The 24,570-nt window shown below is 42.5% G+C and carries 22 protein-coding genes and 1 riboswitch; of the genes, 10 read left to right on the top strand and 12 right to left on the bottom strand.

Annotated elements, in window-relative coordinates; genetic code table 11:
• The 7 genes from GFC28_RS07200 (at window position 1) to GFC28_RS07230 (ending at window position 7,566) form a co-directional block, all read left to right on the top strand.
• Window positions 1-816 carry a carbon-nitrogen family hydrolase gene (locus GFC28_RS07200; protein ID WP_044746722.1) on the top strand — a complete coding sequence of 272 codons (816 nt, stop codon included), beginning with the start codon at window positions 1-3 and terminating at the stop codon, window positions 814-816.
• Window positions 817-905: 89 nt separating this feature from the next.
• A riboswitch (SAM riboswitch) is annotated at window positions 906-1,013 on the top strand.
• A 92-nt stretch (window positions 1,014-1,105) separates the two neighbouring features.
• On the top strand, window positions 1,106-2,299 hold the full coding sequence (gene mtnK, locus GFC28_RS07205) for an S-methyl-5-thioribose kinase (RefSeq protein WP_044746781.1): 1,194 nt from the start codon (window positions 1,106-1,108) through the stop codon (window positions 2,297-2,299).
• 17 nt (window positions 2,300-2,316) lie between these two features.
• Window positions 2,317-3,378 (top strand): S-methyl-5-thioribose-1-phosphate isomerase, encoded by a 1,062-nt coding sequence (gene mtnA / locus GFC28_RS07210; RefSeq protein ID WP_044746723.1) that lies wholly within the window; start codon window positions 2,317-2,319, stop codon window positions 3,376-3,378.
• Entirely contained in the window at window positions 3,375-4,526 is a 1,152-nt protein-coding gene (locus tag GFC28_RS07215) for a sugar ABC transporter substrate-binding protein (protein ID WP_044746724.1), read from the top strand. Before mtnA ends, GFC28_RS07215 begins: the two co-directional genes overlap by 4 nt.
• Window positions 4,523-6,070 carry a sugar ABC transporter ATP-binding protein gene (locus tag GFC28_RS07220; protein WP_044746725.1) on the top strand — a complete coding sequence of 516 codons (1,548 nt, stop codon included), beginning with the start codon at window positions 4,523-4,525 and terminating at the stop codon, window positions 6,068-6,070. The genes GFC28_RS07215 and GFC28_RS07220 overlap by 4 nt, the downstream gene beginning before the upstream one ends.
• Complete coding sequence (locus tag GFC28_RS07225; protein ID WP_044746726.1) at window positions 6,018-7,025, top strand: ABC transporter permease; 1,008 nt, start codon at window positions 6,018-6,020, stop codon at window positions 7,023-7,025. Before GFC28_RS07220 ends, GFC28_RS07225 begins: the two co-directional genes overlap by 53 nt.
• 85 nt (window positions 7,026-7,110) lie before the next feature.
• The gene (locus GFC28_RS07230; RefSeq protein WP_044746727.1) at window positions 7,111-7,566 is read left to right on the top strand and encodes a chemotaxis protein CheX; all 456 of its coding nucleotides are present in this window, start codon (window positions 7,111-7,113) and stop codon (window positions 7,564-7,566) included.
• Window positions 7,567-7,600: 34 nt separating this feature from the next.
• Here the strand turns inward: GFC28_RS07230 and GFC28_RS07235 are convergent, their stop codons facing one another.
• Window positions 7,601-8,098, bottom strand: coding sequence for a methylated-DNA--[protein]-cysteine S-methyltransferase (locus GFC28_RS07235; protein WP_044746728.1), 498 nt, complete (start codon window positions 8,096-8,098; stop codon window positions 7,601-7,603).
• On the bottom strand, window positions 8,073-10,313 hold the full coding sequence (locus tag GFC28_RS07240) for a PAS domain S-box protein (RefSeq protein WP_044746729.1): 2,241 nt from the start codon (window positions 10,311-10,313) through the stop codon (window positions 8,073-8,075). Before GFC28_RS07240 ends, GFC28_RS07235 begins: the two co-directional genes overlap by 26 nt.
• A 342-nt stretch (window positions 10,314-10,655) precedes the next feature.
• Between GFC28_RS07240 and GFC28_RS07245 the strand changes: the two genes are divergently transcribed.
• Window positions 10,656-12,425, top strand: coding sequence for a B12-binding domain-containing radical SAM protein (locus tag GFC28_RS07245; RefSeq protein WP_044746730.1), 1,770 nt, complete (start codon window positions 10,656-10,658; stop codon window positions 12,423-12,425).
• Between the two features lie 10 nt (window positions 12,426-12,435).
• On the opposite strand, the gene GFC28_RS19485 is transcribed toward GFC28_RS07245, so the two are convergent.
• Together GFC28_RS19485 and GFC28_RS19965 are read right to left on the bottom strand one after the other, a co-directional pair.
• Window positions 12,436-12,573 (bottom strand): hypothetical protein, encoded by a 138-nt coding sequence (locus GFC28_RS19485; RefSeq protein WP_172798644.1) that lies wholly within the window; start codon window positions 12,571-12,573, stop codon window positions 12,436-12,438.
• Between the two features lie 165 nt (window positions 12,574-12,738).
• A complete protein-coding gene (locus GFC28_RS19965) occupies window positions 12,739-12,873 on the bottom strand; it encodes a hypothetical protein (RefSeq protein ID WP_255357493.1) in 135 nt (44 codons plus the stop codon).
• A gap of 94 nt (window positions 12,874-12,967) precedes the next feature.
• Between GFC28_RS19965 and GFC28_RS07250 the strand changes: the two genes are divergently transcribed.
• Window positions 12,968-13,312, top strand: coding sequence for a DUF3905 domain-containing protein (locus tag GFC28_RS07250; protein WP_044746731.1), 345 nt, complete (start codon window positions 12,968-12,970; stop codon window positions 13,310-13,312).
• A 272-nt stretch (window positions 13,313-13,584) separates the two neighbouring features.
• Here the strand turns inward: GFC28_RS07250 and GFC28_RS07255 are convergent, their stop codons facing one another.
• The 7 genes from GFC28_RS07255 to GFC28_RS07290 all read right to left on the bottom strand — a co-directional run bounded on the left by GFC28_RS07255 (window position 13,585) and on the right by GFC28_RS07290 (window position 23,279).
• Window positions 13,585-14,721: a zinc-dependent alcohol dehydrogenase gene (locus GFC28_RS07255; RefSeq protein ID WP_044746782.1), complete on the bottom strand. Its 1,137-nt coding sequence runs from the start codon at window positions 14,719-14,721 to the stop codon at window positions 13,585-13,587.
• Window positions 14,721-15,983 (bottom strand): bacillibactin exporter BcbE, encoded by a 1,263-nt coding sequence (locus tag GFC28_RS07260; RefSeq protein WP_044746732.1) that lies wholly within the window; start codon window positions 15,981-15,983, stop codon window positions 14,721-14,723. The genes GFC28_RS07255 and GFC28_RS07260 overlap by 1 nt, the downstream gene beginning before the upstream one ends.
• Window positions 15,984-16,818: 835 nt before the next feature.
• A complete protein-coding gene (locus tag GFC28_RS07270) occupies window positions 16,819-17,646 on the bottom strand; it encodes a carbohydrate ABC transporter permease (protein WP_044746734.1) in 828 nt (275 codons plus the stop codon).
• Between the two features lie 14 nt (window positions 17,647-17,660).
• Window positions 17,661-18,548 (bottom strand): carbohydrate ABC transporter permease, encoded by an 888-nt coding sequence (locus GFC28_RS07275; protein ID WP_231883431.1) that lies wholly within the window; start codon window positions 18,546-18,548, stop codon window positions 17,661-17,663.
• Between the two features lie 124 nt (window positions 18,549-18,672).
• The gene (locus GFC28_RS07280) at window positions 18,673-19,944 is read right to left on the bottom strand and encodes an ABC transporter substrate-binding protein (protein ID WP_044746736.1); all 1,272 of its coding nucleotides are present in this window, start codon (window positions 19,942-19,944) and stop codon (window positions 18,673-18,675) included.
• A 60-nt stretch (window positions 19,945-20,004) separates the two neighbouring features.
• Window positions 20,005-22,107: an amylo-alpha-1,6-glucosidase gene (locus GFC28_RS07285; RefSeq protein ID WP_044746737.1), complete on the bottom strand. Its 2,103-nt coding sequence runs from the start codon at window positions 22,105-22,107 to the stop codon at window positions 20,005-20,007.
• A gap of 155 nt (window positions 22,108-22,262) precedes the next feature.
• Window positions 22,263-23,279, bottom strand: a complete 1,017-nt coding sequence (locus GFC28_RS07290; protein WP_044746783.1) for a LacI family DNA-binding transcriptional regulator — start codon at window positions 23,277-23,279, stop codon at window positions 22,263-22,265.
• Window positions 23,280-23,584: 305 nt separating this feature from the next.
• Here GFC28_RS07290 and GFC28_RS07295 point away from each other — a divergent pair, with 305 nt between their 5' ends.
• Window positions 23,585-23,791 carry an alpha/beta-type small acid-soluble spore protein gene (locus GFC28_RS07295; RefSeq protein WP_044746738.1) on the top strand — a complete coding sequence of 69 codons (207 nt, stop codon included), beginning with the start codon at window positions 23,585-23,587 and terminating at the stop codon, window positions 23,789-23,791.
• 238 nt (window positions 23,792-24,029) lie between these two features.
• On the opposite strand, the gene GFC28_RS07300 is transcribed toward GFC28_RS07295, so the two are convergent.
• Window positions 24,030-24,536, bottom strand: a complete 507-nt coding sequence (locus tag GFC28_RS07300; protein WP_044746739.1) for a ferritin — start codon at window positions 24,534-24,536, stop codon at window positions 24,030-24,032.
• Between the last annotated feature and the right edge of the window lie 34 nt (window positions 24,537-24,570).

Here is a 24,570-nt window from a genome sequence, read left to right on the forward strand (position 1 = left end):
ATGACATTGAAAATTGCTTGTCTTCAGCTCGATATTGCTTTCGGAAATCCTGCGGAAAATAAACGCCGCGTTCAACAAGAGATCGAAAAAGTTTGTCAAAGTTCTGTTGACGTCATCGTCCTTCCTGAACTATGGACAACCGGATACGATCTCGCACGCCTTGACGACATTGCTGATGAGAATGGCGCTGATACAAAATCGTTTATTAGCAAGCTCGCCCGCCTGCACAACGTCTGTATTGTTGCTGGCTCCATTGCCAAAAAAACCGCTGCCGGCATCACCAATACCATGTACATCGTCAATCGAGACGGCAACATTGTAGGAGAATATAGCAAACTCCATCTCTTTCAGCTCATGGATGAGCATTTGTATTTACAATCCGGTGAATCGAGCGGCTTATTTACCTTGGAGCAAACGTTGTGCGCGGGAGTCATTTGCTATGACATTCGTTTCCCTGAATGGATTCGCGCCCATACAACCCAAGGCGCAGAGTTATTGTTTGTGGTCGCCGAATGGCCACAGCCCCGCCTTGAACATTGGCGCACCCTTTTGCAAGCGCGCGCGATTGAAAATCAATGCTATGTAATCGCCTGCAATCGTGCTGGAAAAGATCCGAACAATCAATTTGCTGGCCATTCACTTGTCATTGATCCATGGGGAGTCATCCTCGCCGAAGCCGATGAAAATCCATGCTCTCTTATGGCCGAAATCCAGCTGTCAAAAGTGAAAGAAGTTCGAAAGCAAATTCCTATTTTCCAAGACCGCCGACCGGAGCACTATATTTCGGCCGAAAAAAATTTTCAAAAAAACAGTTGACAAAACTGGCAAATCGAATGTATGATTCGAATCAAGCGAATTGAAAAAAGTTTTGCATTGTTAAAAATATTCGAATAAAACCGAACAAACTCTTATCAAGAGCAGGTGGAGGGACGAGCCCGATGAAGCCCGGCAACCGACTTAACCAACGTTAAGCACGGTGCTAATTCTTGCAGCAACACGCTGAGAGATAAGAGGGGAGAAGCCGACTTCAAACCTCTTTCGAAAAGCGAAAGAGGTTTTTTTCATTGTTTCATTGATTGAGTGAATGATAAGGAGGGTACAAATGATGACACATTCTAAACAATCCGTCTATGAGCCTTTAACGGAATCGGGAGCGGTTGCACTTGCTGCTCGATTAGGCTTATTTCCGGAAGGAACACCATTCATTTGCCAAGAAATTGGCGATGGTAACTTAAATCTTGTGTTCCATGTATTCGATCCCCAAACAAAGAAAGGAGTCATTATTAAACAAGCGCTACCATATGCAAAAGTGGTCGGTGAAAGCTGGCCGCTTACGCTTAAGCGGGCTGTCATTGAAAGCCATGCGTTGCGCACGTTTGCCGACTACGTTCCGCAATACGTGCCAAAGGTATACTACTCAGATGAGTCATTAGCGATTACCGTGATGGAGGATTTATCGCATCTGCAAATTGCACGAAAAGGATTCATTGCTGGAAAAACATATCCGCTTCTTTCCCAGCACATTGGCGAGTTTATCGCTAAAACGTTATTTTACACATCGGACTTTGGCATGAACCAGCAGCAGAAAAAACAGCTGCAGCAAAATTTCATCAATCCAGAGTTATGTAAAATTACCGAAGATCTCGTCTTTACTGATCCGTTTTTCGACCATGAAACGAATAATTTTGAAGAGGAGTTGCGCCGTGACGTAGAGGCTCTTTGGAATGACGGTGCGCTTCATCTTGAAGTAGCAAAACTCAAGCGGAAATTTTTAACGGAAGCCGATGCGCTCATTCATGGGGATTTACATACTGGAAGCATTTTTGCAAGCGACACAGAAACAAAAGTCATTGATCCTGAGTTTGCGTTTTACGGCCCATTCGGGTTTGATATCGGCCAATTTTTTGCCAATTTACTCCTAAATGCGTTGTCCCGTTCTGAACATGAGCCGCTATTGGCTCACATCGAAAAAACATGGAATGTATTTACGCACACGTTTGCTGCCCTTTGGGAACAGCACAATGTAGAACCGTATGCAAAAACCGAAGGATTGTTGCAAGACGTGCTGCAGCAAACGCTCATCGATGCGGTCGGCTTTGCTGGTTGCGAAGTCATCCGGCGCACGATCGGCTTAGCCCATGTCGCCGATCTTGACGGAATCGAAGATCAACCTACGCGCATCCATGCCAAACAGCTTGCCCTTCAGCTCGGGCGACAACTGATTTTACATCGCCAGACGATCCATGAAGTGCAACAAATACGTTCTTTGTTCTTTCAAACATTTGCTGCCACTCATTAAACGAAAGGAAGAAGAATATGGATTCATTGCTCTCCATTCCGCGTTCTGTTGAATGGAATCACACACATTTGACCATTTTAAATCAGCAAAAGCTACCAAATAAGACTGAATATTTAGAATTAAAAGATATCCAATCCGTGTGGGAGGCAATTGCCACATTGAAGGTTCGCGGTGCACCAGCGATTGGCATCACAGCTGCATACGGCCTTGCATTAGCGGCACAAAGCTATCAAACGAATTCTCTCGAAGATTTTCGCAACCTTCTGAAAAAGGATCGTGATTATTTGGCAAGTGCCAGACCGACAGCCGTCAATTTATTTTGGGCGCTCGACCGCTTGATGGCCAGCATTGCAAACGTTTCGTCTGTCGCCGATGCCAAAAAAGCATTGGTTCATGAGGCAGTCCGTATTCAAAGTGAAGATGAGAACACATGTCGCTCCATCGGTGAACATGCCCTTTCTCTTTTTCAAGAGGGAGATCGCATTTTAACCATCTGCAATGCTGGATCAATCGCTACTTCTCGGTATGGTACCGCGCTTGCTCCCTTTTATTTGGCGAAAGAACAAGGAATTCGTCTGCATGTCTATGCTTGCGAAACAAGACCCATTTTGCAAGGCGCGCGGCTGACGACATGGGAGCTCATGCAAGCAGGCGTTGATGTAACGCTGATCACTGATAATATGGCAGCACAAACTATAAAGACAAAAGATATTACAGCTGTCATCGTCGGTGCTGACCGCATTGCCGCAAACGGAGATACCGCCAATAAAATCGGTACATTTGGCTTGGCATTGCTCGCTAAAGCATTCAACATTCCTTTCTATGTAGCGGCTCCCCTGTCCACTATTGATTTATCGACTAAGACAGGGGCAGATATTCCGATTGAAGAGCGTCCGGCTGAAGAAATAACCGAGCTGGCAGGAACACGAATCGCTCCTCCTGGAGTAAAAGTATACAATCCTGCTTTTGATGTGACGCCTCACGAGCTGATTACAGCTATTATTACTGAAAAAGGAATCATAAGCGGCCATTATGAAAGCGTGCTGACGGCTTTGTTTAAGGAGGAAATCAAGCGATGAAAAAACGACAAACATTTTGGTTGGCAATCCTATTATTATTCGGCATCATGCTCGGAGGCTGCACCAATGAACAAGATGCTGTAAGCTCTAAACCAGCGGCCAAACAGGAAAACACGGAAAAGCAGGCGACAAACAATACAGCCAATGAATCCGCTTCCGCTGAGCAGGCAGCTATTCCAAGTCAATTAAAAAAGCCCATTAAAATTGCGGCCATTATGCAATTTTCGATCGGTACCTTCTCCTCTCAATATATTGCTGGCGTAAAAGATCAAGTGCAGAAATTTGGTGGAGAAGTACAAGTTTACAATGCTGATAACGATTTAACGAAAATGGCTTCATACGTAGAAACTGCAATCACGCAAAATGTCGATGCCATCCTTTTGGACCACGGACGAGCCGACGCATTAAAAGGGCCTGTTGAAAAAGCGGTGGCCAAAGGCATTCCTGTCGTCGCTTTTGACAACGACTTAAATATTCCCGGCGTAACCGTCATTGACCAAGATGACTATAGCCTTGCTTGGAAAACATTAAAAACATTAGCAGAAGATTTAAATGGCGAAGGAAAAATGGTTACCATCTGGGTCGGTGGTTTTACACCAATGGAACGGCGTTATGTCATTTATGACGCATTTAAAAAACGGTATCCAAACATTAAAGAAATTGCCAAATTCGGCAATGCCAGCTCTAATACAGCATTAGACACACAAACGCAAATGGAAGCGATTTTGAAAAAATACCCGAACAAAGGCGATATCGATGCTGTATTCGCTACATGGGACGAATTTGCGAAAGGAGCCACACGAGCCATTCAACAGGCGGGCCGTACCGAAATCAAAGTATACGGCATTGATTTAAGCGATGAAGATTTGCAAATGATTCAGCAGCCAGACAGTCCATGGGTAGCAACAACCGCGACTGACCCTGCCGAAGTCGGCCGAGTCCAAGTACGGTTTGCTTATCAAAAAATTGCAGGTGAGAAAACGCCAAGCATTTATTCTCTCGAGCCACATCTGGTGAAAAAGACAGACTTGCCTAATCAGCAAGTAACAATGGGAGATTTGCATCAATACATTACGGTCTGGGGTCAATCCAACGTCGCCCTCTCTCCATGGATGAAAACATTAGAAGAACAGGGGAAAACAAAATGAGCGGGCTTGTCATGAACAATATTTATAAATCGTTCGATCGCGTGACCGTATTAAATGGCGTGAATTTCCATGTGAAAAAAGGGGAAATTCACGCCCTTTTAGGAATGAATGGAGCCGGAAAAAGTACATTAATGAAAATTTTAGCTGGAGATCTTCAACCCAATGAGGGAACCATCACGATCGACGGCACAGACGTCAACTTTCCAAATCCGGCGGCCGCCAAGAAGGCCGGCATTGGCTTAGTGGTTCAAGAAGTCGACACAGCGCTATTCCCCTTTTTAACAGTCTATGAAAATATTGTGGCTGATGATTTGGTCCATGCCGCCCACCATCCATTCCTTTCATGGAAAAAGCAAAAGCAGCGGGCAGCCCAAGTATTGCAGCAAATCGGGCTATCGCTTCCGCTTGATAAACGGATTCACGAGTGTACGCTGCATGAAAAACAGCTTATTGTACTAGCGAAAGTGCTTTTCTCTTCCGCCCGTTACATTATTCTGGATGAACCGACAGCCGCCTTAAGCGAAGTAGAAACAAAACGCCTTTTTTCGATTATGAAACAATTAAAAAATCAAGGCGTTTCCTTTATCTATATTTCTCATAAGCTCAAAGAGGTGAAGGAAATTTGCGATCAGGTAACCATCCTGCGCGATGGTTCCGTCGTCCATCAAGGTGATGCTGCCCAGCTGTCAATCGAAGAGATGATTTATCATATGGTTGGACGGACTCAGCAACGAAAAGAAAGAGAGCGACGCACATACGGCGAGGACATCCTTTTTGAAGTCAAGCAATTGCAAATTCCGAAAACAAACACGAGGATTGACCTGCAAATTCGCAAAGGGGAAATTGTCGGAATTGCCGGATTGGTGGGGGCAGGAAAAACAGAGCTAGCCGAAAGCCTGTTTGCCCATACGAAAACAACCGGGGAATGGTTGATTCATGGAAAGCGTCATACGTTTTCTTCACCAAAAGAAGCGATTGCTGCCGGCATGTGCTTTATTCCTGAAGAACGGCGAAAGCAAGGACTCTTTATGAGCGAAACGACTCGCACCAATTTAACCGTCCGTTTACTATCATCACTAGCAAAATGGCAATGGATTTCTAGAAAACAGGAGAAAGAAAGGGCTCAGCAGCTCATCGATACACTCCATATCCAGCCTTCCTCCCAGCAAGCCATCGTCAAGCAACTAAGCGGCGGCAATCAGCAAAAAATTGTCATTGGCAAATGGCTGCAAACAGGCGGCGAGGTTTTTATTTTTGATGAACCAACAAAAGGCATTGATGTGAGCGCAAAAGCAGAGGTGTTTGCGATTATTCGCTCCCTGGCCGAGCAAGGGAAAGCCGTTCTATATTTAACAAACGAATTTCAAGAGCTGCTCGATATCGCTGATACAATCTATGTCATGGTTGATGGACAGCTTGTACAGCGTTTTACGGCAGAAGAAGCAACATATGAACAACTAATCTATTACAGCAGCGGAGGTGGCGAAGAAAATGGCACAAGTACAAACAACAACGCTTTCAACCGTAAAGCGATCTCCTCTTAATTTTCTATATAAACACGGAACATTGCTTGCCATTCTAGTTGTCATTGCTTATTTCAGCATGACGCTTGATCGTTTTTTGACGTATGAAAATTTTAGTGATATTTTGCGGTCCATTTCGATTGTAACACTCGTAGCCATTGGCATTACATTTTCTCTTATTGTCGATGGCTTTGATTTATCCGTCGGTTCAACGGTCAGTCTCGCCACAATCGCGAGTGCAGCTTCTCTCGTTTTATATCGACAAGAAATTTTGGTCACTCTTCTCGTTCCGCTTTTATTAGGAATAGCAGTGGGCCTATTAAATTCGTTGCTCATTGTCAAACTAAAGCTCCCTGATCTTCTGGCAACACTGGCAACCATGTATGCCATCAATGGGGTGCATCTGACTTATACAAAAGGGTTTTCCATCTACAATGACATGCCCCTTCCAGACGGAGGAACGGCACCGGGAAAGTTTATTCCCTCCTTTTTATTTATCGGTCAAGGAGAAATAGGCGGCATTCCATTCTCTGTATTACTCATGTTATTCATTGTGGCCGCTTCCCATGTTTTTCTGACCTATACAAAGCCTGGCCGTTTATTCTACATGACAGGAGAAAATCGGGAAGCTGCCCGACTTTCGGGAATTCCAGTCCACCGCTATCGAACATATGCATATGTCATTAGCGGTTTTTTCGCAGCACTTGGCGGTATCGTCCTTGCCTCGCGAATCGGAACCGGACAAGTTTCTGCCGGAGCCTCCTTTTTAATGGACGGAGTGGCCGCTGCCTATATCGGCTTTTCCGTATTCGGCGCAGGGAAACCAAACGTTATCGGCACTTTATTCGGATCCATTTTAATTGGTGTACTTTTAAACGGTTTAACCATGATGAATGTCCCATACTATGCCCAAGATATTATTAAGGGAGCGATTTTAGTAGGGGCATTAGCGCTCTCACATCTCCAAAAGAAATAGGAATGTTTCCCCATCGGCTTATATGAAAATTTGTGATATGATAAAATTACTAGCGCATTTGTCTTATGAACGGGGGAACAAGCGGATGACGACAGCAACAACTCTTACTCATTTATTAAACAGTGCCATTCATTCGATCAAAACGGTAATTCCAACGGGGGTTGAGATTGAAAAACCGGCTTTGTACCATGCTAGTTCAATCCGCTCATCTTTATCCGTGCTGATTGGAATGACTGGACAAATTCATGGGCAGTTAGTCATCGCAGGAACGAATGATCTTTTTGCGCAAATCAGTCAACTCATGTATGGAATGATGCTAGAGGGAGAAATGCTCGAATCATTTACATGCGAGTTAGGAAACATGATCGCTGGCCAATTGGCGACACATGCATCGAGCCAGCAAATGATGATGGACATCACTCCTCCCACTTTGCTTGTAGGAGAAGCGAATGTAAAAGGGTTTCAAAAAGCGATTGTTGTTCCTGTCAATATTGTAGAAAAAGGAACATTAAATATGATTGTCACTCTCCATCATGAATAAAAAAAACTAGAAGCGATTTTTGCTTCTAGTTTTTTTATTCTCTAGCATAGCTTTGCTCTAAGTTTAACAGCTTTTCTTTTATATCTGTTCGACTTCCCGCATAGCCGGTTAATGAGCGATTCTTGCCAATGACGCGGTGACACGGAACTACAATGGCAAGCTCATTAGAACGGTTCGCCTGGCCGACCGCCCTTACCGCTTTCGGATTTCCAATTTTCTCAGCAATCTCGCTATAGCTTACCGTTTCGCCATATGGAATCTCGCAAAGCGCTTGCCATACCTTTTCTTGAAACGGTGTACCCTTCCATTTCAATGGAAGCTGAAATCTTTTCCGCTTTCCTCGGAAATATTCATCCATTTGTTCAAGTGCCGTTTGCAGCAACTCAGAATCGCTTTTCACCATTTCGTGGTTGCTGCTCAATTCTTCCCAGTCGTCAGCAAATAGCTCGATTTTCACAATGGCTTCCCCGTCTGAGACAATATACAAATCTCCTAGCTCTTTGGAGCTATAAACATTGTATTCTAACTTCATGATCTCCCTCTTTTTCTGTTCTTTCAATCGGCAACGTAATATGGAAAGTCGTGCCTGTCCCCACTTCGCTTTCCACATCAATTTTTCCTTGATGCTCCTCAATAATTTTATAGCTAACCATCAGCCCAAGTCCAGTCCCACGTTCCTTAGTCGTATAAAACGGTTCACCTAGCTTTTTTATTTTGTCCTGAGGAATACCGCATCCTTGATCCTTGACGGAAACGCGAATCGATTGGCGATCCACTCTTTGAATGCGCACCTGTATTTCTCCGCCTTTTGGCATCACTTCAATGGCATTTTTTAAGATATTGATAAATACTTGCTTAAGCTGATTCGGTTCGCAGTAAATATACGGCAAATCTTCGGCAAAGTCAGGGATAATTTGCACATTATGCATCATCGCCTGAGCGCTAATTAAATCAATTGTATCTTTCATAATTTTGCAAACATCATTTTGCTGGTATTGAATGGCTTGCGGTTTTGCGAGCACAAGAAACTCGGTAATAATGGACTCAATTCTCTTTAACTCAGACATAATCACATCAAAGTACATGGAGTAATCTTCGCTAATGCTGCCTTGCAACAACTGAATAAATCCTTTTAATGCTGTCATTGGATTACGAATCTCATGAGCAATTCCTGCTGCCAGCTCACCCACCACATTAAGCGTATCTGATTTACGAAGCTGCCACTCCAGTTCTTTTCTCTCAGTCACATCCCGCAGCATCATCATACCAACATTAGGAATAATTTCCCTTTTTAATGAAATTTCAACTGTTCGTTGCTCTCCCTTATTTGTTAACAGAGTCATTTCTGCATAAGCTTTGCCAAATTGCTCGCACTGCTTAATCAATTTATAAAACACCTTCTGCTCTTTTTCCGGGACCCAGTGGACAAACGGCTCATGAATTAATTGCTGCTTTGTTGCTTGAAAAATTTCGCAAGCGATTGGGTTCGCATCCAAAATACGATACCCCTCTCCCCAAAGCAGAATGCCATTCATCGAGTGATCAAAAATGCTGCGAAATTTTTGTTCGCTCTCTTGCAGTTCTTTTTCCATTTTGCGTCTTTCGGTGACGTTGCGGAAAATAGCCAAATGGAAGCCGTCAATAACTCCCTGCTTCATCGTAAACTCAAGCTGCTTATCCTCTCCATTCGGCATATGAAAGGTTAGTTCATCGCGAATTTCGCCCGTTTTCCGGAAAAGCTCAAACACATGGTGTGCCTTTTCGTCGCGATAGTCAATAAAATCAAGCAAATTTCTTCTTATGAGCAAATTGAGCGGCAGCTCGAACGTTCGGCTTGCAGCAGGATTGGCATTGACAATGTGTCCATAGTCGTTCCAAATTAAAATCGCCTCATGCGCTTGTTCAAACATCGCACGGAATCGCTCTTCGCTTTTTTGGAGCTTAATCTCCATATTTTTCTTTTCCGTGACATCGCGCATAATCGCCATATAAAATCCGCTATATACATTTGATGTCATGGTTAATTCAAACATTTTGACCGTTCCGTCAAACCGGATAAACGACAGTTCTCCCTTCGCCGTTCCTTTTTCTTTTAGTTCAACTAAAAGCTGAACAAAATCGTCTTTGCATTCTGGTGCAACGAATTGCTGGAAGGACAAATTCAGCAGCTTGGCTTTTTCTAAATTTAAGCTCATGCAAAAAGCGGGGTTTACATCAATAAACCGCCCGAATTCATCGAAAATGATAATGCTGTCTACTGCGCGATTAAATACATCCTTAAATAAAAACTCGTTGATGATTCGTTCTCGTTCCAGCGCTTTTCGCGCCGAAATATCACGCATAATGGCTAAATCAAAGTGGTTGAATGCATCTTTTTTCATCGAAAATTCAATGTGTTTGATCTTCCCGTTCGCTAGCTTAATCAGCAATTCATCGCTAAAGGAGCCAAACTTATGTAACATGGATTGCTGAAATGCTAAAATGTCTGGGGGAACCAAATCAAGAAACAAGGTAAACGATTTCCCCACCAGTTCTCCCTTGTCCATTTCAAACAGCTGACACGCTGCCTCATTCACCTCTACAAACTCACCGTTTTTATTAAAAATCACGATCGCATCTAGTGATCTTTCAAAAATAATGGAATACCCGCATAGCTGTTCTCTCAGGCGTCTATTTTCTTCTTCTAACGACCTGACGTTAATCATTAAATCTTCTTCTTCCCGATGAGAAAGGCTGTTATTCACCATTAGCACCTCTCCTTCTCCCATAACGGCATAATATTCAATTATATTCGCTATAAAAAAGGGTACTCCTTCCATTGTTTTCGAAAAAATTCCTATTAATATTCAATAAAAGGGATATTTTGTTTTTAACTGTCAAGTTGCGCTGATATTTGCTTTTTTCTTTTATCACCAATATATGCTGCTTTTGTTTTTTTCATTTATCTTTTGACAAAACTGTGGTATATTAGAGTGTTGTTTTGAGACTTAAACGCTGATCTATTGAAATTCTTATTGATTAATGAACAGTCGCGATAGGCTAAGCTGTAAGCATTGCTTAGAATGTTGTGAATAAAGGAGTTTTTGCCTATGAATATCATCTGTGCGACATTAAATGCTAAGTATATCCATACAAATTTAGCGATTCGCTACTTAAAAGCATATGCTGAACCAGAGTTTACCATCCAGCTTGCGGAATATACCATTAAAGATCCGGCGATGAATATTGTGACAGATCTTTATCGAAAAAAACCGGATATTATCGGTTTTAGCTGTTATATTTGGAATATTGAAGAAACCATTAAAGTCGTGAAAATGCTGAAAAAAATTGATCCTACCATTACGATTGTCGTCGGCGGACCTGAAGTATCGTATGATGTCCGCGAGTGGCTCGAAACCGTTCCCGAATTTGATTTTATCGTCATCGGGGAAGGGGAAGAAACGTTTAAACAATTTCTGGCGCAAATGAATGGAGAGCGCGATTTTAATCAGGTACACGGACTCGCCTTTCGTCAAGAAGGACGAATCGTCATCAATCCTCAACGAAACAAAATCCGTTTAGCGGAAATGCCTTCTCCTTTCCGTTTTCCGGAGGACATTCCGCATTTATCCAAGCGCATTACTTATATTGAGACAAGCAGGGGCTGTCCATTCAGCTGTCAGTTTTGTTTATCGTCCATTGAAGTAGGTGTTCGCTATTTTGACAAGGAAAAAGTGAAAGAAGATATTCGCTATTTAATGAAGCATGGGGCGCGCACGATTAAATTTGTCGATCGGACCTTTAATATAAGCCGCAGCTATGCGATGGACATGTTTCAATTTCTTATTGAGGAGCATGTTCCCGGAACCGTGTTTCAATTTGAAATTACAGCTGACATTATGCGTCCAGAAGTCATTGAGTTTTTAAATCAACATGCGCCGCCGGGTCTTTTTCGATTTGAAATCGGCGTTCAGTCAACCAATGACGAAGTAAATAAGCTCGTGATGAGAAAACAAAATTTCGCCAAGCTCACTCGCACAGTAACGATGGTAAAAGAGGGAGGAAAAATTGCCCAGCATCTCGATTTAATCGCTGGATTGCCTGAGGAAGATTACACCTCCTTCCGAAATACATTTAATGATGTGTTCGCGCTTCGTCCAGAAGAGCTGCAGTTAGGATTTTTAAAAATGCTGCGCGGCACCGGATTGCGCCTGCGCGCTGCTGAATACGGATATGTATTTATGGATCACGCACCATATGAAGTATTACAAAATCATGTTTTGTCATTTGCTGAAATCATCCGCATCAAGCAAGTAGAAGATGTATTAGAAAAATATTGGAATGCCCATCGGATGGATGAAACAATCGAATACTTAGTCACCCATACGTTTTCTACACCTTTTGATTTCTTTCAAGAGTTTGGGACCTATTGGGATGAACAAGGCTGGGGACGCATCGGCCATCAGCTCGAAGATTTATTCCGTCGTCTTCATCAATTTTTGCAGGAAAAAGCCTGTGAAGATCTTTCGGTGGTTGAAGCATTGATGAAGTATGATTATTTGCGCAACCAGAAGCATAAGCCGCGGAAGCCTTGGTGGGAGGAAAAAACAGACAAAGAACGGCGCGCTGCTCTTTATCGCTCTCTTCTTGAACAGCCGTCCATTTTAGGAGAAGCTTTTATGTCTCTCCATTTAGACGAAAAAGATTTATTTAAGCATACGATTATGGAATTGGTTTCAATCGATATTGGACATTACTTGGAAACAAAAGAAATCCATTACACTCCGACCGTGATGATTGCTTATTTTGATCCAATTAAGCTGCAAACGATGATTTTCTCCGCTCCATTGTCATTATTTTCATCGACATTAAAAAAGTAGGGAACTTTCCCTACTTTTTCTTTTTTGACTTCTTCATTTCTTCCATTAGCGCCAGTATTTGCTGTGCATTGAAATCTCCTGTTTCAAAGGCAAACTCCTCTTGATTGCGATTGTCCATACGGCTATGTTCTTGGTTTTTCTTGTTCATTCGCCTTGCATTCCTTTTTTCGAATTGCGGTTAGCCCCGCGAATCATCGGTTCATCGCTTGCGTATTACGCAATAGCTTCCGATTCGGGCAAGCTTTCCGTTGGGGTTTTGTTATTGTTTTTGGCTGCATTTTCCTTGACTTTTCGTTTCATCCTTAGGCCTCCATTATTTTTTCTTATGCTTGTATGCAATAAGGACAATCTCTTCTCCTGTTTCCTCCCGCAGCGATTTTTCAAGCTGCTGTAATTTCTTCAATGAATCGTCCCGCAAATGGGCTACAGGAAAGGCAGTATTGTTCATGACACATCCCTTTTTTTCTTTACTTTTCGTAAAAGCTGTTTGTTTTATTCATAATATTTTGCGACGGGTTCAAACTATAATAGAGGTGAAAAATATGGACAAAGACAGCAAATTAGAATCACCCATTTTAGATGAAACGCTTCCTCATCAAATTCATGCCCCTTCTTTTAAAGGAACAGGCATTCAAATGAAACCGCCATTTGTGAATCAATATGGAGTCATTATCGGCGACAGCAAATACAATTCCCCTCATTCTCCGTTGAATCAATGGAGCGATGAAGTGGATCCAAGCGTCATGTCCGGAGAGGAATGGGTGCATCCAACCAATGATATCGGTTGGAATACACCGGAAAACCGCGAGCTACTGGAAGCAAAAAAGCGGCCGCAATCCGTTCCGTTCATGCATCCAAGCATTGACACAAGCTATGGACAAGATTGACCTTTTCTTTAATTAAGCAGGAGCTCCTTATCATTGATTGGAGATCTTTCTAAGTGGTAGACAAAGTTAAAATAGACTTTGTCTACTCTCATTTTAAAGATCGTGAATTCATTGCCATTTTCCCTCATGAGGCAAGGAACGAAGCCGAATGCGAACCAAGAAAAGTGCTTGCCAACACCCACCTCCACTCCGTTAAGAGGTCGGAGACTTGTCGGTGGATCATGTAAAAAGGATCTCCTCTATTGCTTGGAGATCCTTTTTTATTTTAGTCATCATGGTTTGAGTACGACTTTAATGCAGCCATCCTTCTTTTCATCAAAAATTTCATACGCGTGCGCCGCATCCTTTAAAGGCAAACGGTGGGTAATAATGTCGGTAGGGTCGAATTTTTCTTCCACAATCCACTGATATAAAGTCGGAAGATAGTGAATCACAGGTGCTTGTCCCATCTTTAAAGTAACATTGCGGGCAAATAAATCCCCAAGCGGAAACTGATTATAGCGCGAGCCATAGACCCCTACTAGCTGAATGGTGCCGCCTTTGCGAACCGCTTGTGTAGCAATGACAATGGCTCCCATCGCTCCCCCTTGCAGCTTTAATGCAGATTCAACCATCTCAAGCACCGTCTTTTTGCCATCTAAACCGACACAGTCAATCACGATATCCGCTCCGCCGCCTGTGATTTCTCTTATATATTCTCCCACATTTTCATATTCAGTAAAATTAATGGTCTCCACCCGATTCACATTTCGTGCATGCTCCAAGCGATAGCCGATGTAATCAACCGCAATCACTCGTTTGGCTCCTTTTAGCCAAGCAAATTTTTGCGTCAACAGTCCGACAGGGCCGCAGCCGAGAACAACTACCGTATCCCCGTCCTTTACTCCGGCTTCATCAACACCCCAAAAGGCTGTAGGAATAATATCGGATAAAAATAACAGCTTTTCATCCTCAAGTTCACAATCTTGCGGGACAACAAAAGAGGTAAAATTAGCGAATGGAACGCGCAAATATTCCGCTTGTCCCCCTGCGTAACCGCCGAACGTTTCAGAATAGCCAAAATAAGCGCCAGCATCTCCATGTTGATTCGATGTATCGCATTGGCTTTCTAATCCATGACGGCAATACCAGCATTGGCCGCAGGCAATCGTAAATGGCACAATGACTCGATCCCCTTTTTTTACCTTCGTTACTCCTGGACCGACTTCCTCTACAATGCCCATCGGTTCATGACCGATGACAAAATCATGCGGCATATTCGGAATCATTCCATGGATAAGATGCAGATCAGAGCCGCAAATAGCCGTGCTTGTAATTCGTACGATCATATCATCATCCTTGACAATAGACGGATCAGGTACATTTTTCACTTGTACGTTTTTAATGCCTTGATAAGTAACCGCTTGCATCATGCGTTTTCTCCTTTCTTTGATGGTTTTATTCCTGCCACAATCACCACACTGGCCAGCACGCATAAACCAGCTAATACGTAAAACATCATATCCGTTGATTTCTTCATTAATAGGGCAACGACTGGCGGGCCTGAAGCCACGCCGATAAAGCGCATCGAGCTATAAATCGAAGTGATGGTTCCTCGTTCTTTTTTCTCAATTCCTTCGGTAATGAGCGCATCTAGACAAGGTAAGGCAACACCAATCCCAATGCCGCTTAAAAAGAAAATGGTTAATTGAAGCCAAATATTTTCAAAAAAACTTAATAAAAATGTAGCGATGGCTAGGAGCGATACCCCAGCAAAGGTAAGCCACTTCATCAATAATTTGTTCTTTTCAATTTTCTTTCCGGTAAGAAATGAAGCGATGCAAAGCGCCCCAAGCGGCAAAGCAAGCGCAAATCCTTTTTTTACCCCGTCCATATGATGACGGCTCTCAAGCATACTCGATAAAAAGAATAAGACGCCAAATAAAGCAAACATTAAAATTCCGCCGATCATAAAAATGGCATAAAGCCAACGACCTTCCCTCTGAAAAATTCCTTTCATCTCATGTAAAAATTGTTTGAACGGCATAGGTTCTTGAGACTTGCGCGGAGTTTTAATAAAAAATAGCATAAGCGCAATAGAAATCGCACAAAAAATCGGAAATGAAAAAAAAGGGAAAAACCAACTAAACCCAGCAAGAAAAGCACCTAATATCGGGCTCAATACTTTCCCAAATGTATTCGCTGTCTCAATCGTCCCTAAACAGCTGCTCATTTCGCTTTCATTTTTATACAGATCGCCAACAAGGGGCAAAACGATCGGAGCTGCTCCAGCTGCCCCTGCACCTTGAAGCATTCGACCGATTAAAATAAACATATACGAATGATCCATTTTCCAGGCGGCCCATCCGGAAACAAGGCCACCAATCGCCGCTAAAATTAAACTTGGAATGATGACTTTCTTCCGTCCAATACGATCGCTTAAATATCCAGCAATCGGTATTAAAATAATAGCCACGATGGAGTACACGGTAATAATCATGCTTGATTGAAAGGATGAAATCGCCAATTCTCGCTCCATAGTCGGCAAAACAGGAATTAACATCGAATTCCCTAATGTCATGACTAAGGGAATCGATGACAAGGATATAATAGCCAGTTTTTTTCCTTTTGACTCTTCTCCTTCTCTTTTCACATTTTTATCTTGTTGAGACAACTGCTCTATCCATTCCATATAACATTCCTACCTTACATTAATATATAAATGATTAGCTCATATGAACGCGTTTTTTGCATTTTTATTCGTTCGAGTTCGATGATTGGAAATGCTGTATATAAACTTAGGCACTCCCGTCATCCTCTCCACCTCTTTTCAGCATGATGGAGCAAAGATTATCCACTTCTTTTCTCATGGTGAATGGCCTTATTGTGTGGCAAAACCTCGTAGTTCTGTTATAAAAACAGCGGACAATAACAATGAGAAGTATTTCTTTCTATAGCCTGCCTTTTAGGAAATGTACCAGCTTAATGATGGATATAGACGCCCCTAAGGCGATCCTGTTGATCCTTCCCCGTTCTAGGCATGACAAAAAGCCAAACAAGGCTGCCCCCACTCATAGATCTGTACAGCGATTCGTTAGTTCATCATTCAATAGCCGGAAAAACAACAGATACATACCAATGCTAAACGGCATCTATGGTGAAGCTATAGTAAAGGAAGAAGTTGATTTTCTCAAAGCTTTCATCATTCGTACGTCCTTTATTCCCCCTTTATGCGCTAAATGGATTCATACACGTTTAGCATCTCCTTCAATTATCATGACATTCTGTAAATTTTTTCAAAACAAAAAAGCTGATCTTATTAAAGAAGATTTTTCGATACATGTATAGAATGGAACATCTGTGAAGCTTTCTATACACGTCATCGATGACATTTCTTCTTTCTTAAGATCAGCATTTCAATCTATGCGCTCAGGCGGGTTAATTATCCAATATTCCTCGCTTTTCTGTTGAAGTTTAGCGATATCATTCTGTTTTTTAAGTAAAATAATGGAAAATCAATGTGTGCGCTATTTTCCACCTGTAAATGATATTCCTTTGATGAAATAACGATTAAAAAAGATATAAATGAGAAGCACGGGCAAGGTGAACACCATGGATGCTGACATAATATAATTCCAATAGCTAATATACTGTCCTTTAAAGCTGTTTAAGCCAAGCGGCAAGGTAAACATTGCTGGATCAGAAAGAATAATAAGCGGACGCATAAAATCATTCCATGACCCCATAAACACAAAAATGGCTTGTGCCGCTAAAGCGGGCCTCGCTAACGGAAGCACGATCCGAAAAAAGGTTCCAATCCGGCTAAGGCCGTCCAATGCCGCCGCTTCTTCCAATTCCTTTGGAAAATTAATAAAAAACTGGCGCATCATAAAAATAAAGGTAGCATTCATCATCGTCGGGACGATCATCCCTTGATACGAGTTGAGCCATCCAAACCACTTTAAGATAAGGTAATTGGGAATCAGCGTCACCTGTGCAGGAATCATTAATACGGCTAAAATAATCACAAAAAGAGGCTTTTTGCCCGGAAATCGCAACCGCGCGAGCGCATAGCCCGCCATTGAATTAAACAACAAATTCAAAACGGTAACGGCTGCCGCAACAATCACGCTGTTAAGCAGCCATCGCGGAAACATTTCCTGTTCAACAAAAATTTGCCGATAATTCTCAAGCGTAAACTGTTTAGGAATAAAAGAAACCGTTCCACTTACAATTTCCTCAAGCGTTTTAAACGAAGAAGAAAGCGCCCATAAAAACGGAAGCATCGTCGCTACAGCATAAAGCACAAGAATAATGTATAACAATCCTTTGGCTATCCCGATTTTTTTCTTCATCGCACCCATCTCCTTTAGTAAAGAGACTCCTCTTTTGAAAATTTTCGCTGCAACCATGTCGCCATCAAAATAATGAGCGCTAAAATAAAGGCGAGCGCTGCAGCATATCCCATCGTCCCTAATGTTTTAAACGCATATTGATAAATGAGAAGCACAATGGTGAGTGTCGAATTATCTGGACCTCCTGAACCCGCTGAAAAAATATAGGATTGATCGAACAATTGAAACGTGCCAATAAGTCCCATAATAACGACAAACGAGGTCACCGGACGCAAATAGGGCACCGTCACATACCAAAATTTTTGCAAAGCGTTAGCTCCATCCAACTCAGCTGCTTCATAAAGCGAATCAGGAATATCTTGCAGCGCTGCCAAATAAATGACCATAAAATACGGAGCGGTCGACCAAATATTCATCGCCATAATGGCGCTCAGTGCCACTTTCGGATCTCCAAGCCAATTGTAGGTTGGAAGCCCGATCGCTGCCAACACATGATTAATTAAGCCGTTTTGATTATACATCCACATAAAAATGAGCGTTAAGACCGCCGAAGAAGTTAGTGTCGGCAAAAAATAAATAATGCGAAACCACTTTTGTCCTTTTAACCCTGCGTTTAACGTAGCTGCTAATATAAGAGCAAGCACGGTTTGACAAGGCACTACAATGATGACGTACTTAACGGTATTCCATAGGGCAATTTTCGCACGCAAATCCCCACCCATTCTTTTAAAGTTGTCAATCCCGACAAATTCAAAGGAAGTGGCACCAAGCAACTGCACTTTATGGAATGAGAGAAAAACGATAAACAAAATCGGGCCGATAATAAATAACAGCAGTACAAACAGTGTTGGTGAAAGCAGGGCATAGGCGGCGCCCGCTTCTCGCCACGCTTTTTTTCTCATATTCATTCCTCTCCTTAAATGAAGGAAATTCCGTTGACTTTTCCCCTAAACGCTATTCTTTTTATCACGATCTTATATAACGCAGGTAGCTGATAGAAGAAAGCTCTTCTATCAGCTACCTCCTTTATTCGTTTCCTTTAATTTCTTTATTAGCGGTTTCTTGAGCTTCTTTTAAAGCCTCTTTCAAAGAGCGGTCGCCTAAAAATGCACTGACAAATTGGTTATTAAAGTTGTTCATAATAATTGGCAGGTTCGTCCCGTTTTGCCACACGGTTGCATAAGAAGCTCCTGCCACTATTGGCGCGCGCAATGGATCTTTGTCAAATCCAAGCTCAGCAGCGACAGATTTGCGTGATGGAAGCTCTAATCCTTTACTTGTCCATATTTTCATTCCTTCTTTTCCGGTTAAAAAGGAAAGTAATTCCCATGCTGCTTCTTTATTCTTCGCGTCTTTGTTCATAACATAGGCCACTGTATATGCCATCGTCGCTTTCTTTCCATCCAATGTTGGCACTTCAGCTGTTCCGTACTCTAAGTTCGGGAAGGTTTCATCTAAAAATGGGATAGCCCAGTTTCCTTCAATCACCATTGCTGCTTTTCCTTGTCCAAACATTTCACTGCCTGAACTCGCTCCCACTTCTTTAGGCTCTGCTGTCGATCGGTCTTTAAGATGCATATCCACAATTGGTTGAAGCGCTTCCACTACTTTTGAATCGGCAAAGCTTGCTTTATTATCAGTGACTACCTTTCCGCCTTTTGATTCTGCGAGGTAGTAAAGGCGAGCTAATTCCGGCATCACTCCAAATCCATATACGTCCTTCCCCTTTGTTAATTTTTTCGCAGCTTCCCTTAATTCATCCCATGTTTGTGGTACTTCCACACCAGCTTCATCTAGCATTTTTTTGTTATAAAATAAGGCGAGTGTTGAATATCCTTTTGGAAACCCATAAATTTTTCCATCCTTTCCTTTGAACGCATCAAGCAACGGCTTTTCAAAATCGTTTATATCAAAATCATTGGTTACATAAGAATCAAGTGGCTCTAGCACTCCCGTTTCAATTAAAGCAGGGGCTTCAAAAGCATCAAGATAAAAAACATCCGGCCCTTCTCCACCCACAAGACGTGTTTTAATCACATCCATATATTGATCTGAAATCACTTCATATTTCACCTTAATATTTGGATGGGTTTTTTCAAATTCATCTAGCGTCTGCTGAAGCAGCTTTTGCTCTGCTGGATTTCCTCCCCATCCAGCAAGCGTTACTTCCACTTTCCCATTGTTGTTTGTGCTTTCTTTGCCGCTTCCAGCCTTTTCATTGCCGCTGCTGCACCCTGATAAAGCGCTTCCAACTAATAATGAAGTCATCGCAATGGTGGCTAATTTTTTCCCCTTCATGTTTAAAAACCCCTTTCTTAAATAAAATGATCATATCTACAAGGAAGAGAAGACTCTTCCTTATGTAGAAACAAAAACAAGATCGTAGCCGGTTGTATTTTCATGAACGTAAACGTTCATTTTTCCTTGCTCCCGCACCACCGTTATGGACAGCTGTCCATCGCCAATCGCCATATTGCTTATTTTTAAAAAATTCATCGAATCCAGCAAAGTTGGTGATAGTCGAATTTCTTTTGTTAAGCTATTTGGAAACAAGCCAAGCAATGCTTGAATAAAGACAAGCGGAGTTCCTGCCGCCCAAGCTTGCGGCGAACAAGCCACGGGGTATTTCACAGGCTTGCCAAATGATTTGTCATAACCGCAAAACAATTCCGGCAAACGATCATATTCAAAATGTTTAGCCGCCTCGATCAGCCCGCTCATAATCAATGCTGCTGCGTCTCGCCGCCCCAATTTGCTCAATCCGAGTAAAATGATACTGTTATCATGAGGCCAGATGCTTCCATCATGGTAGCTCATCGGATTATATCCCGTTTCTCCTTTCGCCATTGTGCGAATTCCGTAACCAGAAAACATTTTCGGAGACAGGAGCATGCGGACAACGGCGTCTGCCCGATCTTGATTAAGCATATCGGCAAACAAAACGTGTCCCGGATTCGAAGTAATGGTGCCAACCTGCTGTTTCTGCTCATCTAACGCCATAGCATAAAACTCGACATCCTCCATCCAAAACTGCTCGTCAAATTTGTCTTTTAATGCCTTCGCCTGTTGGCGAAGTTTTTCGGCACGTTCTCCCTCATTCAATTTTTCAAAAATATCAGCAAGCCCTTTTTTCGCTTGATAAACATATCCTTGTACTTCTGCGAGAGCAATAGGAGATTTTGCGTATTCGCCGTTGCGATGCACAATAGAGTCACCGGAGTCTTTCCATCCCTGGTTGGCAATTCCTTTGCTTGATTCTTGATGATATTCAACAAACAAGTCGCCATCGCGATCGCCGTATTGATCGATCCAAGCGAGGGCAGCATCAACATTTTCTTTTAATTGGTCAACAATGGCCAAATCTCCCGTCCATTTCACATATTCTGTTAATAACACAAGAAATAACGGGGTGGCATCAATCGTTCCATAATACGGCGTAAACGGAATTTGATTGGTGTTGGCCAACTCGCCAAACCGAATCTCATGCATAATTTTTCCCGGTTGTTCATCACGCCATGGATCAAGCTTTGTTCCTTGATAACGAGCCATAGTCAAAAGAGTGCCTTTGGCAATTTCCGGATTAAAAGCAAGCAACTGTAGCGCCGCAATTAAACTATCGCGTCCAAAAGGAACCCCGAACCAAGGCAATCCTGCCACCGGAAACGGTCCGTATCCTAAATCGGTCAACAACACCCGCACATCGTTAATACCACGATGAACAAGACGTTGCAGCGGTTCGTAATCGGTCTCTATTTCTGTAATTTTTTCCTGCCATTGTTGATAAGACCACTTTAAGCGCCGCAGCGCCTCATCTGGATGAAGGACCTCGTTGGCCGCTTCTTGACCGATTTGCGGCTGCACAATAAATGTTACGGTTTCTTCAGCCGCAGGCTGGAGAGAAAAACGAAATGCGATGTCTCCATGCTCAAAAGCGGCCTTTTCTTGACGATCCCAACTAATTTTGGTGGTTCGTGTAAGCTCGTCTTCCCCCTCATAGTGGAACATAAGCGAGCGTTCTCCGACTGTTTGGCCTGTACGTGTCCCCACTTTTCCTGTTTGGAATCCGCGCACTAGAAACATGTCAGCAAAATCAACATCAACCTGGATGTTCAAATCGAAGGTCACTGGCTTTGGATAGTAATTTTTTAATTTCACGACTTCATAAAGAACATTTTCATAAATAAATCGTTTCCTTTCTATTTCGATCGACTCGCGCCATAAAATCAATTCTCCACCTTTCTCCATATGCGGATTTGTGAGCAGAATCGTCGCTGCATAGTTTTCCGCTGCATCGGACGAAAGCAGCACAGGCTCTTCGCCATTGATTCGCAAATCCCATTTGCTCAAAAAACGCGTATCTTTTATGTACAATCCTAGACCGTACGGATGATTTTCTGGGATATTCCCTTTTTGATCCGTTAACAGAAATAGCTCATTCTCTTTAATCACTCGATATTCCATTCACTGATGCCTCCTCTTGCTTGAAAGCGTTTTGGAGATCCATACGCCAAATCCGAAACGTTTTGGTTTTCGTTTCCAAAACGTTTCGGATCATCAACTAAAAAAAAGCAACCTATTCCAAAACGTTTTCAATTTTCACCTTTTAAAAACCACTTCTACTCGTGGTTTTTAAAAGTCGATTCGCGTACTTTTAATTCTGTCTCTAACACTTTAATATGGGAGGTTGCTTTTCCCTCCAGCATCTCAATCAACAGCTTAGCTGCTTCATATCCCATCGCAAATTGATTTTGAGCCACCGTCGATAACGGCGGGGTCGTATAGGACGCCAAAATAATATCATCATATCCTACTACCGCTACATCTTCAGGAATGCGCTTTCCAAGTTTTTTAATCGCCTTCATGGCTCCCAGCGCCATTAAGTCACTTGCACAAAAAAACGCTGTAATTTCCGGATAGCAAGTCAATAACCGCAACGCTTCCTGCTCCGCTTTTTCTTCCTTGAAGGCTCCATCCGCCACTAGCTGCTCGCGAAAAGGCACTTCTGCTTCCAGCAACGCTTCACGAAATCCTCTCAGCCTTTGTTCGCTAACAAATGCGTATTCATAGCCATTAATCATCGCAATGTCGCGATGACCGAGCGCAAGCAAATGGCGAACGGCTTTTTTTGCCCCAAGAACATTATCGGTTGTCACATATCCAACCGTCTCCGATTCGATCGGAATATCAATAAGCACGCAAGGAATGTCGCTCTCTACGACTTCCTGCAAATACGGATCATCAATGCGGATTCCTTGCAAAATCGCTCCGTCTACGCGCCGCTCGCGGCAAAGCTGCGTATACGTTTTTTCGCGCTGCTTCGTCGATGTCGTGCTGAATAAAACCATATCATAATCTACTTCGCTTACGTATTGATTGACACCTGATAAAATTTCAAATGTAAAGTTGTCCTTTGCGCTTTCGCGCGTCAATCCTGAAACGAGCAAACCAATCGTTTTGGATTTATTCATCACGAGACCCCGGGCAAGCGTATTCGGACTGTAGTTGAGCTGTTTAGCAATTTCAATAATTTTTTGTCGTGTCTTTTCATTTACGTCAGAGTAGCCGTTCAGGGCTCTTGAGACAGTCGTAATCGAAACCCCGGCCGCTTTGGCAATATCTTTAATCGTCGTCACCATTCTTCCTCCAAAACGTTTCGGATTGCTTTCTGATTGCATTTTATCTTAACTTCTAACAGATTGCAATAAAAAAATAAACGAAGCAAACAAAATATCTGAATTTTGCTTCCTCTCCTTGACTCATCATCTTTGTATCACCATTGGCGTAATGCTCAAACGAACATACAAAGCATCAACCGAGTCATTGAACAATGGCTCATTGCCAAAAAATTGCCGCTGCCTCTGTAATTGCCATTATAAATTATTTCTCACGCCACATACTAACATTGCAAGACCATTTATCACATTAGGAGGAGAAAAAGATGGCTCGAAACAGCAACAAACTACTCGTACCTGGAATTGAACAAGCACTTGATCAGATAAAATATGAAATCGCTCAGGAATTTGGCGTACAGCTTGGCTCAGACACAGCATCTCGCGCAAACGGTTCTGTCGGCGGAGAAATTACAAAACGTTTAATAGCACAGGCTCAAAGCCAACTTGCTGGATCTTTCCAACCAACTAAATAAAAATGGCTGATTATAAATGAAGAGGCTATTCCTTTTGAATAGCCTCTCAGTCTGTTCCTACACACTTCCCGTCACCGACCTCGCCCACGAATGGCTTTCGCTCCGATTCGTATCTTCGCTTGGCTGCAGTCCTTGACAACCAAACGTTTTCATTTTGAAATGAAAAAATCAAAAAAATAGGTGCTTAAAATGGCGATAGACAAAGTCCATTTTGACTTTGTCTATCGCCTCTTTTGATTTACTGTTGTTCTGGGGTAAATGTCCGCTTCGCTAACTCACTATCGAGCATAAACATGGCATTGTCGTCGTTTTGAATGCGAACAAGTTTTTGAATCATCGTATCAAACATCGATTCTTCTTCCACTTGCTCATCAATAAACCATTTTAAAAAGTTAATGGTCGCATGCTCCCGTTCATCCCACGCGATATCCGACAAGCGGTAAATTCGTTTCGTCACTTCTTTTTCATGAGCAAGCGCCTTTTCAAAGCAATCCAACACAGAGGCAAACTCATTATTTGGCGAATCGAATCCTGTTATCGTTGCACGTAAGCCTAACGCATTAATAAAGTTGTAAAATTTCATGGCATGGAACCGCTCTTCCTCGGCTTGAACAAGAAAGAAGTGAGCAAATCCATCCAAGCTTTCTGACGAACAGTATGCTGCCATCGCCATGTAAGCATGTGCAGAAAAGAACTCAAAGTTCATCTGCTCATTTAACCCTTGCAAAAGCTCTTCACTAAGCATCTGTTTTCACCCCGCTTCATTCATAGTATGTCCA

Source organism: Anoxybacillus sp. B2M1 (genome assembly GCF_001634265.1).
Lineage (GTDB): Bacteria > Bacillota > Bacilli > Bacillales > Anoxybacillaceae > Anoxybacteroides > Anoxybacteroides rupiense.

Bases quoted from the DNA above. Each gene is read 5' to 3' on its own strand.
- GFC28_RS07200 (WP_044746722.1), top strand. From the start codon at position 1: ATGACATTGAAAATTGCTTGTCTTCAGCTCGATATTGCTTTCGGAAAT.
- mtnK (WP_044746781.1), top strand. From the start codon at position 1,106: ATGACACATTCTAAACAATCCGTCTATGAGCCTTTAACGGAATCGGGA.
- mtnA (WP_044746723.1), top strand. From the start codon at position 2,317: ATGGATTCATTGCTCTCCATTCCGCGTTCTGTTGAATGGAATCACACA.
- GFC28_RS07215 (WP_044746724.1), top strand. From the start codon at position 3,375: ATGAAAAAACGACAAACATTTTGGTTGGCAATCCTATTATTATTCGGC.
- GFC28_RS07220 (WP_044746725.1), top strand. From the start codon at position 4,523: ATGAGCGGGCTTGTCATGAACAATATTTATAAATCGTTCGATCGCGTG.
- GFC28_RS07225 (WP_044746726.1), top strand. From the start codon at position 6,018: ATGGCACAAGTACAAACAACAACGCTTTCAACCGTAAAGCGATCTCCT.
- GFC28_RS07230 (WP_044746727.1), top strand. From the start codon at position 7,111: ATGACGACAGCAACAACTCTTACTCATTTATTAAACAGTGCCATTCAT.
- GFC28_RS07235 (WP_044746728.1), bottom strand. From the start codon at position 8,098: ATGAAGTTAGAATACAATGTTTATAGCTCCAAAGAGCTAGGAGATTTG.
- GFC28_RS07240 (WP_044746729.1), bottom strand. From the start codon at position 10,313: ATGGTGAATAACAGCCTTTCTCATCGGGAAGAAGAAGATTTAATGATT.
- GFC28_RS07245 (WP_044746730.1), top strand. From the start codon at position 10,656: ATGAATATCATCTGTGCGACATTAAATGCTAAGTATATCCATACAAAT.
- GFC28_RS19485 (WP_172798644.1), bottom strand. From the start codon at position 12,573: ATGAACAAGAAAAACCAAGAACATAGCCGTATGGACAATCGCAATCAA.
- GFC28_RS19965 (WP_255357493.1), bottom strand. From the start codon at position 12,873: ATGAACAATACTGCCTTTCCTGTAGCCCATTTGCGGGACGATTCATTG.
- GFC28_RS07250 (WP_044746731.1), top strand. From the start codon at position 12,968: ATGGACAAAGACAGCAAATTAGAATCACCCATTTTAGATGAAACGCTT.
- GFC28_RS07255 (WP_044746782.1), bottom strand. From the start codon at position 14,721: ATGCAAGCGGTTACTTATCAAGGCATTAAAAACGTACAAGTGAAAAAT.
- GFC28_RS07260 (WP_044746732.1), bottom strand. From the start codon at position 15,983: ATGGAATGGATAGAGCAGTTGTCTCAACAAGATAAAAATGTGAAAAGA.
- GFC28_RS07270 (WP_044746734.1), bottom strand. From the start codon at position 17,646: ATGAAGAAAAAAATCGGGATAGCCAAAGGATTGTTATACATTATTCTT.
- GFC28_RS07275 (WP_231883431.1), bottom strand. From the start codon at position 18,548: ATGAGAAAAAAAGCGTGGCGAGAAGCGGGCGCCGCCTATGCCCTGCTT.
- GFC28_RS07280 (WP_044746736.1), bottom strand. From the start codon at position 19,944: ATGAAGGGGAAAAAATTAGCCACCATTGCGATGACTTCATTATTAGTT.
- GFC28_RS07285 (WP_044746737.1), bottom strand. From the start codon at position 22,107: ATGGAATATCGAGTGATTAAAGAGAATGAGCTATTTCTGTTAACGGAT.
- GFC28_RS07295 (WP_044746738.1), top strand. From the start codon at position 23,585: ATGGCTCGAAACAGCAACAAACTACTCGTACCTGGAATTGAACAAGCA.
- GFC28_RS07300 (WP_044746739.1), bottom strand. From the start codon at position 24,536: ATGCTTAGTGAAGAGCTTTTGCAAGGGTTAAATGAGCAGATGAACTTT.